Source organism: Pantoea sp. ABR1s (assembly GCF_057812235.1).
The window spans coordinates 632,488-648,230 of sequence record NZ_CM173823.1 but is presented as its reverse complement, the minus strand read 5'-3'; the positions used below and the strand labels follow the sequence as shown (position 1 = coordinate 648,230).

13 protein-coding genes are annotated in these 15,743 nt (G+C 56.3%); 6 read left to right on the top strand and 7 right to left on the bottom strand.

The annotated features are described in order from the left end of the window. Positions 1 to 33: 33 nt before the first annotated feature. Together glnE and ACXKZD_RS03115 are read right to left on the bottom strand one after the other, a co-directional pair. The gene (glnE, locus tag ACXKZD_RS03120) at positions 34 to 2,886 is read right to left on the bottom strand and encodes a bifunctional [glutamate--ammonia ligase]-adenylyl-L-tyrosine phosphorylase/[glutamate--ammonia-ligase] adenylyltransferase (protein WP_488981856.1); all 2,853 of its coding nucleotides are present in this window, start codon (positions 2,884 to 2,886) and stop codon (positions 34 to 36) included. Positions 2,887 to 2,919: 33 nt separating this feature from the next. Continuing rightward, positions 2,920 to 4,230 (bottom strand): CYTH domain-containing protein, encoded by a 1,311-nt coding sequence (locus tag ACXKZD_RS03115; RefSeq protein ID WP_192033500.1) that lies wholly within the window; start codon positions 4,228 to 4,230, stop codon positions 2,920 to 2,922. 272 nt (positions 4,231 to 4,502) lie between these two features. Between ACXKZD_RS03115 and ACXKZD_RS03110 the strand changes: the two genes are divergently transcribed. Beyond that, positions 4,503 to 5,123, top strand: a complete 621-nt coding sequence (locus tag ACXKZD_RS03110; protein WP_010671133.1) for a TIGR04211 family SH3 domain-containing protein — start codon at positions 4,503 to 4,505, stop codon at positions 5,121 to 5,123. Between the two features lie 158 nt (positions 5,124 to 5,281). Continuing rightward, positions 5,282 to 6,514 carry a multifunctional CCA addition/repair protein gene (locus ACXKZD_RS03105; protein WP_045139609.1) on the top strand — a complete coding sequence of 411 codons (1,233 nt, stop codon included), beginning with the start codon at positions 5,282 to 5,284 and terminating at the stop codon, positions 6,512 to 6,514. 15 nt (positions 6,515 to 6,529) lie between these two features. On the opposite strand, the gene bacA is transcribed toward ACXKZD_RS03105, so the two are convergent. Further along, complete coding sequence (gene bacA / locus ACXKZD_RS03100; protein WP_488981855.1) at positions 6,530 to 7,348, bottom strand: undecaprenyl-diphosphate phosphatase; 819 nt, start codon at positions 7,346 to 7,348, stop codon at positions 6,530 to 6,532. 191 nt (positions 7,349 to 7,539) lie between these two features. Then, positions 7,540 to 7,899, bottom strand: coding sequence for a bifunctional dihydroneopterin aldolase/7,8-dihydroneopterin epimerase (gene folB / locus ACXKZD_RS03095; RefSeq protein WP_010249061.1), 360 nt, complete (start codon positions 7,897 to 7,899; stop codon positions 7,540 to 7,542). Positions 7,900 to 8,007: 108 nt separating this feature from the next. Here folB and plsY point away from each other — a divergent pair, with 108 nt between their 5' ends. Then, positions 8,008 to 8,613, top strand: a complete 606-nt coding sequence (gene plsY, locus ACXKZD_RS03090) for a glycerol-3-phosphate 1-O-acyltransferase PlsY (RefSeq protein WP_089414901.1) — start codon at positions 8,008 to 8,010, stop codon at positions 8,611 to 8,613. A gap of 226 nt (positions 8,614 to 8,839) precedes the next feature. On the opposite strand, the gene tsaD is transcribed toward plsY, so the two are convergent. Then, entirely contained in the window at positions 8,840 to 9,853 is a 1,014-nt protein-coding gene (gene tsaD / locus ACXKZD_RS03085) for a tRNA (adenosine(37)-N6)-threonylcarbamoyltransferase complex transferase subunit TsaD (protein WP_010249066.1), read from the bottom strand. A 278-nt stretch (positions 9,854 to 10,131) separates the two neighbouring features. Between tsaD and rpsU the strand changes: the two genes are divergently transcribed. The 3 genes from rpsU to rpoD all read left to right on the top strand — a co-directional run bounded on the left by rpsU (position 10,132) and on the right by rpoD (position 14,496). Next, entirely contained in the window at positions 10,132 to 10,347 is a 216-nt protein-coding gene (gene rpsU, locus ACXKZD_RS03080) for a 30S ribosomal protein S21 (RefSeq protein ID WP_001144069.1), read from the top strand. Positions 10,348 to 10,465: 118 nt separating this feature from the next. Further along, positions 10,466 to 12,211, top strand: coding sequence for a DNA primase (dnaG, locus tag ACXKZD_RS03075; RefSeq protein WP_010699748.1), 1,746 nt, complete (start codon positions 10,466 to 10,468; stop codon positions 12,209 to 12,211). A 443-nt stretch (positions 12,212 to 12,654) separates the two neighbouring features. Further along, positions 12,655 to 14,496, top strand: a complete 1,842-nt coding sequence (gene rpoD, locus ACXKZD_RS03070; RefSeq protein WP_010699749.1) for an RNA polymerase sigma factor RpoD — start codon at positions 12,655 to 12,657, stop codon at positions 14,494 to 14,496. A 74-nt stretch (positions 14,497 to 14,570) separates the two neighbouring features. On the opposite strand, the gene mug is transcribed toward rpoD, so the two are convergent. Next, entirely contained in the window at positions 14,571 to 15,089 is a 519-nt protein-coding gene (gene mug, locus ACXKZD_RS03065) for a G/U mismatch-specific DNA glycosylase (RefSeq protein WP_192033498.1), read from the bottom strand. Further along, on the bottom strand, positions 15,086 to 15,670 hold the full coding sequence (locus tag ACXKZD_RS03060; RefSeq protein ID WP_192033497.1) for a TetR/AcrR family transcriptional regulator: 585 nt from the start codon (positions 15,668 to 15,670) through the stop codon (positions 15,086 to 15,088). Before ACXKZD_RS03060 ends, mug begins: the two co-directional genes overlap by 4 nt. Positions 15,671 to 15,743 lie beyond the last annotated feature (73 nt).

The window sequence follows — 15,743 nt, the reverse complement described above, 5'->3', positions numbered from 1 at the left end:
ATGATAGCACAGTTGCGATTTGTGCTATCAGCATCACGCCAGGATAGACGCAGGCGTTATCAGCCAGCGCTGCCAGCTGCTCAGAACCGTCTGCCGCTCCGCTGCATAGGCCTCTGGCTCAACGTGGCCGGGCTGTTCCTGCAGGGCGCGATGGTGCAATGCGTCGCGCAGCGTCACATAAGCCTGCGTCAGCGCCTGTGCTTCATCGGCGGGCATTTTATGGTACTTCGCCATCAGCTCGAAAATGCGCACATTGTCAGACCAGCGCGTCAGTTCAGGCTGCTCAGCGGCGTAGCGTAAGACAAGATATTGGGCGATGAATTCAATATCGGTGATGCCGCCCGCGTCGGCTTTGATATCCCAGCGACCTTTATGTTTGTTGCTGAGGTGTGTGCGCATCTTTTCACGCATCTCACGTACTTCCGTTTGCAGCGCTTCGGCGGCACGTGGCAGCGACAGAATAGCCTGACGAATCACGCTGAAACGTTCACCCAGTGCCGCCTCGCCAAAGACGACGCGTGCCCGGACCAGCGCCTGATGCTCCCAGGTCCAGGCTTCACTGCGCTGATACTCTTCAAAGGCCTCAAAGGTACTGACCAGCATGCCCGCCGCGCCCGAAGGACGCAGGCGCGCATCCACTTCGTAGAGAATGCCGGAGGAGGTGCGGGTACTGAAAAGATGCATGATGCGCTGGGCGAGGCGCAGATAGAACTGGCGGCCATCGATGCTGCGCTCCCCTTCTGTCACCGCGTCTGCCGGGCAGTCATGCAGGAACACCAAATCGAGGTCAGAACTGTAACCCAGCTCCCAGCCCCCCAGTTTGCCGTAGCCCAGCACGGCAAAACCGCGTTCATGTTCATTACTCAGATGCGAAGGACGGCCGTAACGCTGCACCATCATATTCCACGCCTGGCGCACCACAGATTCGATAATCGCTTCTGCCAGCCAGGTGAGATGATCGCTGACTTTCATCACCGGCAGAGTTCCGGCGATGTCGGCGGCAGCAATACGCAGATGCTGTGCCTGCTTAAACTGCCGCACCGCTTCCAGCTGCTGCTCTTCGTCCTCGGTAGGGATGCGCAGCAGATACTGACGCAGCTCATCGCGATAGGCATCGGTGGCGGTTGGCTGATAGAGCGTGGCGGGATCGAGCAGTTCATCCAGCAATAAGGGATGACGCGCCAGCTGGCTGGCCACCATCGGTGAGGCGGCGCACAGGCGAATTAAGTGGCGCAGCGCACCGTGATATTCGGTCAGCAGCTCCAGATAGGTGCTGCGGGTCAGCACGCCTAGCAGCAGCGGCGTCAGGCGGCCGAGCGTCACCGCCGCATCTTCACGCGGGCAGACTTCGCTCAGCAGACGCGGCATCAGCTGGTCCAGCGCCTGACGGCCACGCGGGCCGATGGTGCGCCGGTTGATATCCTGACGAAACGCCTCCAGCGTCTGGTGCAGCGTAAGCCGCTGCTCGTCACTGAGTTGCGGCACCAGCGGCGCCAGTTCGCTATCCTCCAGCTGGTCCTGCCACAGCACCTGAAACTCTGCCAGCTCACGCTGATCGCCAATCTCAGGGGTATCTTCGCCAATCAGCTCGTCGAAGATGGCGCGCACCGCCGCCATCTGGCCGTCGAGCCGGGTCATCAGAGCAGGCCAGTCGGCACAATCCATCGCCCACGCCAGCCGGGCGCGATGCAGTTCATCCTCTGGCAGGGTCTGGGTCTGCTCGTCGCCCAGGCTTTGCAGCAGATTCTCCAGCCGCCGCAGGAACAGGTAGGCAACACGCAACGCATCGACCTGTTCCGCGGGCAGCAGGGCCAGGGTTTTGATCGCCTCCAGCGTCGGCAGCAGTGAGCGCAGCTGCAACGAGCGCTCACGCCCGCCGCGAATCAGCTGGAATACCTGCACGATAAATTCGGTTTCACGGATGCCGCCGGCACCCAGTTTGATATTGTTTTTCAGCCCGCGTCGCCGCACTTCGCGGCTGATCATCCCTTTCATGTTACGCAGCGACTGGATCACGCTGAAGTCGATGTAGCGGCGGTAAACGAATGGCCGCAGCATCTGCTGCAGCTCCAGGCTCCAGCGATCGTGGTCATCACCCATCAGCCGCGCCTTGACCATGGCGTAACGCTCCCAGTCGCGTCCCTGCTCCTGGTAATAATCTTCCAGCGCGGCAAAGCTCATCACCAGCGGGCCGCTGTCGCCAAACGGGCGCAGCCGCATATCCACCCGATAGACAAAGCCATCCATGGTGGGTTGATCCAGCACTTTGATCAGCCGCTGTCCCATGCGGGTAAAGAACTGAGCGTTGTCGAGTTCACGCCGTCCGCCACGCGTTGTGCCGTTTTCCGGCCAGGCAAAGATCAGGTCAATATCAGAAGAAAAATTGAGTTCGCCGCCGCCCAGCTTGCCCATGCCCAGAATCAGCATCGGCTGCGCGTCGCCGTCCGCATTACAGGGCGTACCAAAATCACGACAGCAATCCTGATAAACCCAGTCACGCGCCCGGCTGATCAGCACTTCGGCTAATGCGCTGAGCTGTTGCAGGCTCTGTTCGGTTGTAGCGTGCTGCAGAGACTGCATCCAGGCGATGCGTACCAGCATACGGCGACGAAACAGCCGCAGTTCGCGCATCAGGCTCGCTTCACTGTCGATGCCGCTAAGCGCATGATTGAGCCACGCAGAGTAGTGTTGCCACTCATCAGGCTGCGGCGGCTGGTCGAGCATCGCCTGCCACCAATCGGGATGTTGTTGCAGGTTTTCCAGCACAAAATCGCTGAAAGCCAGTCCGGCAGCCTGCTCCGGGCTTAACGAAGCCAGCGGAACCCCAATCTGTCGGGCGGCCTCTTCGGCCTGGTCGCGTAGCAACGCGGGAAGTGCTGACAACATAACTCCCTCCTTGATGGCGTGACGGAATGCCCGTTAGCGGCCAGCGCCGCTGGTGAGCCAGAACGGAGGCTGTTTCAGCGCCTGCATCGCCAGCCAGGCTAACCCGGACGTCTGTTTTTCATGAATTGCCGACAGCAGCTGTTGCCACGGGTCGAGCCAGCTCACGACCGCCTCAGACGGATAGAATCCCGCCAGCAGGTGGACGGTAAGCAATTGACGCGCCAGACGGGTAGCTTTGTCCTGATACTCGTTGGGTTGTTTTACCGTGATGAACGTTTCTCTCAGATCGGCATTGACGCGGCTCAGCATAATGTCGCTGAAGCGTTTATAGGACCCCTGCAGCTTGGCTTCCCCTTTGGCATCGATCCACTGACGCCACTGAGATTCAGCCAGCCAGTGTGTCAGCGCCAGCTGCGTCTCAACCGAGAGGGAAGATAAGCAGAAAGTGGCAGCATCCTGCTCTTCATTCACCAGCGTCTCTTCCAGCGTGGTCAGCTGCTGACGCAGCGCACTGCTGGCTTTACGCGGCACCAGCGCACCAAACAGGCTGAACGCCTGACGCAGCAGATCCAGCGCTTCGCGCACCGCATCCTGGGCCGCCGCATTGCCGCGCAGCCAGACTTCTTCATGATATTGCCAGTGATGAAGTCCTGCCGACATCGCGGCCACCATGCCCTGCTCTACGGTGGCTTTGGCGCCCGCTTTCAGCAGCGGGAAAGGCTGTACCTGGCGCGGCGGATTACCCTGCGCCAGCTGATAGCCGCGGGCGGCTTTGCTCAGGCTGCCCATACGCAGACCACCCAGCGCCACCAGCTGCTGTGCGAAGGCCAGCAGATCCTGGCGTTCGCCACGTTTCAGCTCCAGCTCGATCTCGCACAGCGGTTCGCTGAGATCACCTGCCGTGACCTCGCCCTGATCAAACGCCACTTCAATTTCACTGTTGCCTGTGGTGATCAGCCAGATCTCGCGCTGGAAATGGGTGGTGAACAGGGGCTGCAAGCGCGGCTGCAACGCCGCGACATCGGTGCCCTGCGGCCAGATCTCTGCCGGCAGGCGTGCAATGTCCAGAACCGGTTCGCTGAGCTCAACGTTGTATTCCGGGCGCTGATGCAGTCCGCCGAGCGTCTGCCCCGCCGCTTTCAGCGTCATTTCATAACGCTGGTCAACGCCGCGGATACGCAATCCCATATTCCAGCGTCGTAGCTGGTTGTCGTCGGTTTCAAAGTAGATGTTGGTCAGCTCGCGAGCAGCCTGATGCTGATGCGGCAGAGTGGAGAGCAGTTCAGCCAGTTTCCCGGCCGCCTGTGGAGTTGCAATGAACTTTAGTTCGATTTCGATGGTCATAATTTTTTATTCACTACGCCGCTGGCACTTAAGAGGGTGTTTCCTGCATATTTCAGGCGATTATCAGCAGGTTACTCAAGCTGTCGCCTGGAGGGCAAGGGGTTATCAGGCGAAGATTAATGCACAGAAGCCGCGCTGTCTCTGCTTTCTTTGCTCTTTCGCAGACCTTTTCGCACTCTCATGAGACCAGGATAGTTCTCATTCAGATTTATGCGAGGCCTCTCCAGACTGTGCCGGTAAATTTTTAGTCAGACTAAGCCAAACGAAATCGAATGAAAAAAATTACTCTCGCTGGACTCACTTTGCTTGCCCTTAGCACCCTTGCACCTGCCCATGCCGAAGAAAAACGCTATGTTTCTGATGAACTTTCAACCTGGGTTCGCAGCGGACCGGGCGATCAGTTTCGCCTGCTCGGTAAGCTGAACGCCGGGGAAGAAGTGCAGCTGTTACAGACCAACAATGACACGCATTATGGCCAGATCCGAGATTCGGAAGGCCGCACCACCTGGATACCCCTGTCCCAGCTCAGTGCTAATCCGAGCCTGCGCACCCGGGTGCCTCAGCTTGAGCAGCAGGTGAAAGATCTGACTGCCAAACTGGATAACATCGACAACAGCTGGAACCAGCGCACGGCTGAGATGCAGAACAAAGTCGCCAGCAGCGACGGCGTTATCAACGGGCTGAAAGGCGAGAATCAGAAGCTGAAAAATGAGCTGATCGTCGCGCAGAAGAAAGTCAGCGCCGCTAACGTTCAGCTGGATGATAAGCAGCGCACCATCATCATGCAGTGGTTTATGTATGGCGGCGGCGTGCTGGGCGTCGGCCTGCTGCTGGGCCTGTTACTGCCGCACATGCTGCCACGCCGTAAGAAAAGCGATCGCTGGATGAACTGACACCATTTAGCCGGATTTGAGCAGGGGATCGCAGGATCCCCCTTTTGGCATGTCTGCAATCCGGGGAATCTGTGCAACAATAAAATGATATGCACCGCTGATTTCAGGCGCGGGACGCGCCCGGCGTGCAGGTCATTTCTTTTTCTCTGGAGTTTTGCGTGAAGACGTTTCTTGTTGGCGGTGCGGTGCGTGATGCGCTGCTGAATCTGCCGGTTACAGACAAAGATTGGGTGGTGACAGGTTCCACGCCCGAAGCCATGCTTGAGCAGGGCTATCACCAGGTCGGTCGCGATTTTCCCGTTTTCCTGCATCCCGTCAGTCGCGAAGAGTATGCGCTGGCACGTACCGAGCGGAAAAACGGGAAAGGCTACACCGGCTTTGTCACCTGGTCCGCGCCCGACGTGACGCTGGAGCAGGACTTACAGCGCCGCGATCTGACCATCAATGCGATTGCGCAGGATGAAAACGGCGTGCTGGTTGATCCTTATAATGGCCAGCGCGATATTGCCCTGCGCCTGCTGCGTCACGTCTCCGACGCCTTCAGTGAAGATCCGCTGCGGGTACTGCGCGTTGCGCGCTTTGCGGCGCGCTTTGCCCATCTCAACTTCCGTATTGCCCCCGAAACCCAGTTGCTGATGCAGCAGATGGCCGAAAGCGGCGAGCTGTCGAATCTCACTGCTGAGCGGGTGTGGAAAGAGACGGAAAAGGCGCTGAGTTCCCGTAATCCGCAGGTCTATTTTCAGGTCCTGCGCGACTGCGGTGCATTGCAGGTGCTGTTTCCTGAGCTGGATAATCTGTTTGGTATTCCTGCGCCGATTAAGTGGCACCCGGAAATCGATACCGGCGTCCATACGCTGATGACACTGGCGATGGCCGCCGCCCTTTCCAGTGAGATCGAGGTGCGCTTCGCCACGCTGTTCCATGACGTCGGCAAGGCGCTGACGCCGCCTGAGCTGTGGCCCAGCCACCACGGTCATGGCCTGGCGGGCGTTCCACTGGTCGAGGCGCTGTGCCAGCGACTGCGGGTGCCAAACGCGATTCGCGATCTGGCGCTGATTGTGACCGAATTTCACGACGTGGTGCACACCATTGAACGGCAATCCGCCGCGTCGCTGGTGGCACTGTTTGACCGAATCGATGCCTGGCGTAAGCCACAGCGCGTTGAGCAGATGGCGCTGACCAGCGAAGCGGATGCGCGCGGGCGAGCCGGACTTGAGAGCATGCCTTATCCGCAGGGTGACTATCTGCGTCGTGCTTTTGCGCTGGCGCAGGCGGTGCCGACCAAAGCGGTGGTCGAAGCGGGATTTAAAGGTGCAGAAGTGCGGGAAGAGTTGACGCGACGACGGATTGACGCCGTCGCGCAGGGTCTGGCGATTACGCAGCCTGACTAGCAGGCTGCGTGGGCTTTACATGAAGACTATGTAAACCGCGGCTGCCACAATAAAGCGGTAGATCGCGAACGAGACAAATGAGATGCGTTTGATCAGCTGAAGGAAGGCTTTAATCGCAATCAGCGCCACGATAAACGCCGTGACAAAGCCCACCGCGAACATCGGGAAATCCGCCATCGTCAGGAAGCCGATGCTCTTGTACAAATCCAGTACGGTTGCCCCCATCATCATTGGCACTGCCAGGATGAAGGAGAACTCCGACGCGGCATAGCGGCTCACGCCCATCAGCATGCCACCGGAAATGGTTGCACCGGAACGTGAGAAGCCCGGCCACAGCGCTAAGCACTGGAAACAGCCAATCATCAACGCCTGACGATAGGTAATATCATCGACGCCCACCGCTTTCGGCTGTTTTGGCTTAAGGTACTCAGCTGCCAGCAGCAGCACACCACCTACCACCAGGGCGTACATCACGTTGATCGGATTAAACAGCGTTTTGATCTGATCGTGCAGCACCAGACCCACGACCACCGCCGGTACCATACCCAGCAGGATATGGATCAGCGACAGACGGCCAGTGCCGACGCCTTCATGTTTGACTTCGCCAAAGTGGATGCCAATCAGGCCAAACAGACGGCGCCAGAACATCACTACCACAGCCAGAATCGATCCTAACTGGATCACAACTTCAAAGGTCTCGGCTTTTTCACCCTCAAAGCCCAGCAGGTGACCCACTATAATCATGTGCCCGGTGGAAGAGACCGGTAAAAATTCGGTCAGCCCTTCCACAACGCCCAGGATTGCAGCTACCCAAAGCTGATGAATATCTGCCATCAAATGTTTCCTCTATCCGTTTCAAAACCATTAAAAAGGCGGTAGCGCGTGGCTATCGCCTGAAATCATGCCGCTATCAGCCTGAATTAAACCTTAAGGTCTACACCATTTCGCCTGCTGTAACGAAACGGTACACGCTATGACAGACAGTAATTTGGTTTGGTTTCATTGTGATGGCAATCACATCGTATTTATTTAGGAATAGTCCCGCGCTCAATTCGCACGCCAACCTGTGCTGCCTGGGCTACAGCCCCCGGTTTGCTTACCTTTATGCGGACGCCAGGCGAATTGAAACGGTTCATCAACAGATCCGCGATTTCTTCAGCAACCCGTTCAACCAGCGCAAAACGACTGCCGGTAAGATGCGTCAGAATCGCCGAGGAGACATCCGCATAGCTGAGACAATCTTTCACATCGTCGCTGCTGGCCGCCAGACGGTTATCCCAGGCCATTTCGACATCGAGCACCAGCTTCTGCTGTATGCCCTGTTCCCAGTCGTAAACGCCAATAGTGGTGAAGACCGTGAGTTGTTCTATAAATACGATATCCATGATGAGAGTCTCTGTTTTTGGCTAAGCCGGATACCACTTCCGGCTGATTATGCGTATTATCCACGGTTAAAGAGATCAAAACGACCCTAAAGGGAACGGTACGGTGTTATGAGTGCTTTCGCGCTTGGTATGATTATTTTCGCGTATCTTTGCGGTTCGATTTCCAGTGCGATTCTGGTTTGCAAACTCGCTGGCCTGCCCGATCCGCGCACACACGGTTCCGGCAATCCGGGTGCCACCAACGTCCTGCGTCTGGGCGGTAAATCCGCAGCAGCCAGCGTATTAGTGTTTGATGTGCTGAAAGGGATGGTGCCGGTCTGGCTGGCCTATCTGATGCACGTGACTCCGCTCTATCTCGGCCTGACCGCCATTGCCGCCTGTCTGGGTCATATCTATCCGGTGTTCTTTCACTTTCGCGGTGGCAAGGGTGTGGCGACGGCATTTGGCGCGATTGCGCCGATTGGCTGGGACTTAACCGGGCTGGTCACCGGCACCTGGCTGTTAACGGTCTTACTCAGCGGCTATTCCTCGCTGGGTGCCATCGTCAGCGCGCTGATCGCGCCTTTTTATGTGTGGTGGTTCAAACCGCAGTTCACCTTCCCGGTTTCCATGCTCTCCTGTCTGATCCTGCTGCGTCATCACGATAATATTCAGCGGCTGTGGCGGGGTCAGGAAGGCAAGATCTGGAAGCGCAAAAAGAAATCTCAGCCATAAAAAAAGCTGGCCTGAAGGTGTCGACAAAGTCTGGCTTTATGTCCGCGACTGCGCAGGAAACAGGGTCAGATCGGAAAGACGCAAAAGCCGTCATCCCTGACCGCTCGGCCCGCGCCATCCATGGCGCGTGACGCTTTCCTCCTCTGACCCTGTTCCCTGCGCGTTGAGCTTATCCGTTACGGCCAGATTCCCCCAGATGCAGGCTTGTGAGCCGGCTTTTTTCACATCAGATGGCGGGCAGTTCCGCCAGCGGCCAGCGCGGTCGCACGCTGACGCTTAACTCTCCCCGCGTTCCGCCTTTTAACCGCACCATGCCCGCATACGCGATCATCGCACCGTTATCGGTACAGAACTCCGGGCGGGCGTAGAACACTTCACCGCCGCGCTTTTGCATCATGATCGCCATCTGCTCGCGCAGTGTGCGGTTAGCGCTGACGCCACCGGCGATCACCAGACGCTTAAAGCCGGTCTGATCCAGCGCACGCTTACATTTGATCGACAGCGTATCTACCACCGCATCTTCAAAAGCGCGGGCGATGTCAGCACGGGTCTGAGCATCATCATCATTGGCGCGGATGGTATTAGCGGCAAAGGTTTTCAGGCCGGAGAAGCTGAAATCCAGGCCCGGACGATCGGTCATCGGACGCGGGAAGGTAAAACGTCCCGCCGTGCCCTGCTGCGCCATCTTCGACAGCATTGGCCCGCCCGGATAATCCAGCCCAAGCAGCTTGGCCGTTTTGTCGAACGCTTCACCCGCGGCATCATCGATCGATTCACCCAGCAGCGCGTATTCACCAATGCCGGTGACGCTAATCAGCTGCGTATGTCCGCCCGACACCAGGAGTGCGACAAACGGAAATTCCGGCGGATTCTCTTCCAGCATCGGCGCCAGCAGGTGGCCTTCCATATGGTGGACCGGCACGGCGGGGACTTTCCAGGCAAACGCCAGGGCGCGGCCAATGGTGGCACCAACCAGCAGCGCACCGACCAGTCCAGGGCCTGCTGTGTAAGCCACCGCGTCGATCTGCTGCGGCTCCAGACCGGCCTCTTTCAGCGCAGCCTGAATCAACGGCACGGTTTTACGCACGTGATCACGTGAGGCCAGTTCCGGCACCACACCGCCATAATCGGCGTGCAGTTTTACCTGGCTGTAGAGTTGGTTAGCCAGTAATCCGGCCTCGTCATCATAGATTGCGATGCCGGTTTCATCGCACGACGTTTCAATACCCAGAATTCGCATTGCATCACCTCATTCTTGCGGCGCGCAGTTTATCACAGCAATTGGATGTGCAGCGCGGGCATCCACCGTAAAAAGTCATTTTCTGTCGGCTAAAGAGTGCGCTATACTCCCGCCCCTGGAAAAACCGGCAGCCGCACAGGCAAACGCTCCTGTTGGTTTCAAATTATCCATGGTGCTTTACAAACCAACTTGAGTTGGAGTAAAATGCTGCACCATTTTGAAATGTGCTGGCGCCGCAGTCAGCAGCAAAAACCGAATTTTATCGAGGTGAGAGTTACATGCCGGTAATTAAAGTACGTGAAAACGAGCCATTTGACGTAGCACTGCGTCGCTTCAAGCGTTCATGCGAGAAAGCAGGCGTTCTGGCTGAAGTTCGTCGTCGTGAGTTCTATGAAAAACCGACTACCGAACGTAAGCGCGCTAAAGCGTCAGCAGTTAAGCGTCATGCCAAGAAACTGGCTCGCGAAAACGCACGCCGCACTCGTCTGTACTAAGTCGTTCCGGAGGTCCGCCTCCACCGCGTGATTCACGCAGACAGAGTCAAGTAAAAGGCCGTGCTTTCCGAAAGGAAGCGCGGCTTGTTGCCGTTTATGAGCTGAAAATCTGGGGCGTATGGCTGGACGAATTCCACGCGTATTTATCAATGATTTACTTGCCCGCACGGATATCGTGGATCTTATCGATGCCCGCGTTAAGCTGAAAAAGCAGGGTAAGAATTTCCATGCGTGCTGTCCTTTCCATAATGAAAAAACGCCCTCTTTCACCGTAAACGGCGAAAAGCAGTTCTATCACTGTTTCGGCTGTGGTGCACACGGCAACGCTATCGACTTTTTAATGAACTTTGATCGTCTGGAGTTTGTGGAAAGTATTGAAGAGTTAGCCACTTCCCACGGTTTAGACGTGCCTTACGAAGCAGGCAGCGGGCCCAGCCAGATGGAACGCCATCAGCGCCAGAGCCTGTATCAGCTGATGGAGAACCTGAACGGTTTTTATCAGCAGGGTCTGCAGCAATCCAGTGCGCAGCCAGCACGCGACTATCTTGATCGTCGTGGTCTGAGCGCCGAAATCATCAATCACTTCGCCATAGGTTACGCGCCAGCCGGCTGGGATAACGTTCTCAAGCGTTTTGGTAAGCAATCGGAAGATCGCGAGTCATTGATGGAAGCGGGCATGCTGGTCAGCAATGACAAAGGCCGTACTTATGACCGGTTTCGCGACCGCGTCATGTTTCCGATCCGCGATAAGCGTGGACGCGTCATAGGTTTTGGCGGACGCGTGCTGGGTAACGATACGCCGAAGTATCTGAACTCGCCGGAAACACCTATTTTCCATAAAGGCCGCCAGCTCTATGGCCTTTATGAAGCCGTTAAGAACCATCCTGAACCCGCCCGCCTGTTAGTGGTTGAGGGATACATGGACGTGGTTGCGCTGGCGCAGTACGGGATAGATTATGCCGTCGCGTCATTAGGCACCTCCACCACTGCTGAACACATTCAGTTGCTGTTTCGCAGTACCGACACCGTGATCTGCTGTTACGACGGCGACAGGGCTGGTCGTGAAGCGGCATGGCGTGCACTTGAAACCGCATTGCCTTACATGAATGATGGTCGTCAGCTACGCTTTATGTTTTTACCCGATGGTGAAGACCCGGATACGCTGGTACGCAAAGAGGGTAAAGACGCCTTCGAAGCGAGGATGGAGCAGGCGATGCCGCTCTCTTCGTTTTTATTTGATAGCCTGCTGCCGCAGGTGGATCTGAGCTCACGCGACGGAAAGGCGCGCCTGAGCACGCTGGCTTTACCGCTGATTACGCAGATCCCTGGTGAGACCTTACGTATTTATATGCGTCAGGAACTGGGGAATAAACTGGGTATTCTTGACGACAATCAGCTTGAAAAGCTGATGCCGAAGCTGGCCGCAAGCGGAACGACGCCGGTAGCACCACCGCTGAAGCGTACCACTATGCGCGTGCTGATCGCGTTGCTGATTCAGAGTCCGCAGCTGGCCACCCTGGTGCCTTCGCTTGATGGGCTGTCTGAGTCAAAAATGCCGGGTTTACCGCTATTTATTGAATTAGTGGGCCGTTGTAATGAGAATCCTGGATTGACCACCGGTCAGCTACTAGAGTTATATCGCGGAACAAATTTTAGTCAGACGCTTGAAACACTGGCGATCTGGAACCACATGATAGTAGATGAGGAAGCCGAAGCGGTGTTTCAGGACTCGCTGGCCAGCATCTACGACTCTGCTCTTGAAGAGCGCCTGGAGTTTTTGATTGCGCGTGAACGCACCCAGGGACTGAGCGCCGATGAGCGCCGGGAACTCTGGACTCTCAGTCAGGCGTTTGCCAGAAAGTAACTGTTTTCAGCACGCTGCCCGTTCTGACAGATGAAAGGGCAGATTGCCTGTTTTAGTGCCGCGGACACCCGTTTCGCTACCGTGAGTGATGCCGGTACCGAAATAGTCCGCAGTACCAGGTTTAAAGGCCTCTGGCGTAGAGCCGGGTCCTTAGCACACATTTTAAAGGCCGCAGGCGTCGAAGCCAGTCTGGTCACCGCCAGCGCACAGCTTCCGGAGCGTACTGAAGTACGTGAGGAAAGCGAGCACTGCCGGGGAGCAGAATGGCGAGTAAGCCAGGCCATTAGCACAGAGTTTATACAAGCGGCTTAAGTGCCGATTACTGATGGGCAAAGCCCACGCCGCGACGAAGGCAGCGGCAAGAATTAAATGCCTTTACTGCTATTGTTGGCTCGCTGCCGACCGACACCAATCTAATTTAACAGAAGTGTGGATACCGTCTTATGGAGCAAAACCCGCAGTCACAGCTCAAGCTTCTTGTCACCCGTGGTAAGGAGCAAGGCTATCTGACCTATGCTGAGGTCAATGACCATCTGCCGGAAGATATCGTCGACTCAGATCAGATCGAAGACATCATCCAGATGATTAACGACATGGGTATTCAGGTGGTTGAAGAAGCCCCGGATGCCGACGATCTGATGCTGAACGAAAACAGCTCCGATACTGACGAAGATGCCGCGGAAGCTGCCGCTCAGGTGTTATCCAGCGTTGAATCTGAAATCGGGCGTACCACTGACCCGGTCCGCATGTATATGCGCGAAATGGGTACCGTTGAACTGCTGACGCGCGAAGGCGAAATTGACATCGCTAAGCGTATTGAAGACGGTATCAACCAGGTTCAGTGTTCTGTAGCCGAATACCCTGAAGCGATTACGTATCTTCTGGATCAGTACGACAAAGTTGAAGCAGGCGAATCACGCCTCTCCGATCTGATCACCGGTTTCGTCGATCCTAACGCAGAAGAAGATATCGCCCCAACGGCAACGCACGTGGGCTCTGAACTTTCTGAAGCCGATCGTAAGGACGATGAAGAAGAAGATGAGGAGGATGATGACAGCTCCGACGACGATAACTCAATCGATCCGGAACTGGCGCGTGAGAAGTTTTCTGACCTGCGTAAGCAGTATGAAACTACCCGCGCAGTGATTAAAAGCAAAGGTCGCAGTCATGCTGCCGCCGTTGCTGAAATCCAGAACCTCTCTGATGTCTTCAAGCAGTTCCGCCTGGTACCGAAGCAGTTCGATTACCTGGTAGGCAGCATGCGCACCATGATGGAACGCGTTCGTACGCAGGAACGTCTGATCATGAAGCTCTGTATTGAGCTGTGCAAAATGCCGAAGAAAAACTTTATCACGCTGTTTACCGGCAACGAAACCAATGAAACCTGGTTCAAAGCTGCTCTGGCCATGAACAAGCCGTGGTCTGAAAAACTGCTGGAAGTGCAGGACGACGTGACACGTTCCCTGCAGAAACTGGCGCAGGTTGAAGAAGAGACCGGTCTGACCATTGAACAGGTCAAAGACATTAACCGTCGCATGTCGATCGGTGAAGCCAAAGCACGTCGCGCCAAGAAAGAGATGGTGGAAGCTAACCTGCGTCTGGTTATTTCGATTGCCAAGAAATATACCAACCGCGGTCTGCAGTTCCTTGACCTGATTCAGGAAGGTAATATCGGCCTGATGAAAGCGGTAGATAAGTTTGAATATCGCCGTGGTTACAAGTTCTCAACCTATGCGACCTGGTGGATCCGTCAGGCTATCACCCGCTCTATCGCCGACCAGGCGCGTACCATCCGTATTCCGGTGCATATGATTGAGACCATCAACAAGCTCAACCGTATTTCACGCCAGATGCTGCAGGAGATGGGCCGCGAACCCACGCCGGAAGAGCTGGCTGAACGTATGCTGATGCCAGAAGATAAAATCCGCAAGGTGCTGAAAATCGCTAAAGAGCCGATCTCTATGGAGACGCCGATTGGTGATGATGAAGATTCACATCTGGGCGATTTTATCGAAGACACCACGCTGGAGCTGCCGCTGGATTCTGCTACCTCAGAGAGCCTGCGTTCTGCGACCCATGACGTGCTGGCTGGCCTGACCGCGCGCGAAGCAAAAGTGCTGCGCATGCGTTTCGGTATCGATATGAACACTGACCATACGCTGGAAGAAGTGGGCAAACAGTTCGACGTTACGCGTGAGCGTATTCGTCAGATTGAAGCCAAAGCTTTGCGTAAACTGCGCCATCCGAGCCGTTCGGAAGTGCTGCGTAGCTTCCTCGACGATTAAGTCAGACAAAAACCCCGGTTCGCCGGGGTTTTTTATGCCTGCCTGTTACTGCTTCTCCCCTGCCCTGCGCAGATTCATTCGTTTCCCGCATGCAGTTCCACATAGAGCTGACGATAAGCCTGGACCATCTCATCCAGAGATGCGCGATTAAGGCCGCTGGGATTCGGCAACACCCACACCTGAGTTTTCCCCATACATATCGGCTGTTTGCCCCATTCGACTTTACTCTGTTTAAAAGCACGACGGAACGCATCCTTACCCAGAATCGCCAGCGCTGCTGGCTGGTAATCAAGCACCTTCTCCATCAGCCGTTTACCGCCATCGCGCAGCTCATCAGGCGCTAACTCACTCGCCTGCACCGTGGGCCGCTCAACCAGCATGGTGATGCCGCAGCCGGTCTCCGTTAAGCGCTGCTCCTCTTCCGGCTTCAGCTGCTGCTGGGTGAATCCCGCCAGATGGATCACTTTCCAGAACCGGTTGCCGGGATGCGCAAAGTGAAACCCCTGATGCGCGGTTGACTGACCCGGGTTAATGCCACAGAACAGCACATCAAGACCGGAACTGATGATGTCGCGGATCGCGTGTTCACTCATGCCGCCACCTCCAGCGTACGCTGCTTCAGCGCATCGCGGCTGCGTTGCAGCATCTGACTGGCCTGCTCAGCATCCGGACAGGCTCGCGCCAGCGCCAGCGCACCAACCATCTCTGCCAGCATGCTGGAGGCCAGCGCTTCCGCATCCGGCAACTCCAACTCACGTAATATCTGCACCAGACCGGCATGCATCGCGTTAAAGCCCTGTGCGAAGATCTGCCGCGTTGGCTGTGGAAGATGAGCCACTTCACTCACCAGAGCGGCTAATGGACAGCCCTGTGCCGGCGCATTGCGATGCGCCTCGGAAAGATAGCTATCAATAAAATCTGCCAGCTGCTGCGCTGGCTGGGTCACGGACTCCGCGGGCTTTAAGGTATCGGCTTCAGCAAACATATGCTTCAGCACCTCCTCGACCAGCTCCTCGCGTGAGGTAAAATGCGCATAAAAACCGCCGTGTGTCAGACCGACCCGCTTCATCAGCGCCGCCACACCAATTCCTTCGGTGCCGGTTTCACGCATCACGCGCGCCGCCTCATCAAGGATACGGCGCCGCGTATGCGCTTTGCTGCTCTGCTTCTCCATCTCATCTCCTGCGGTGTCTGCTACGTAGCGTCTGGCTATTATAGTAATTATTACGGTCATCATATTCCAGCTT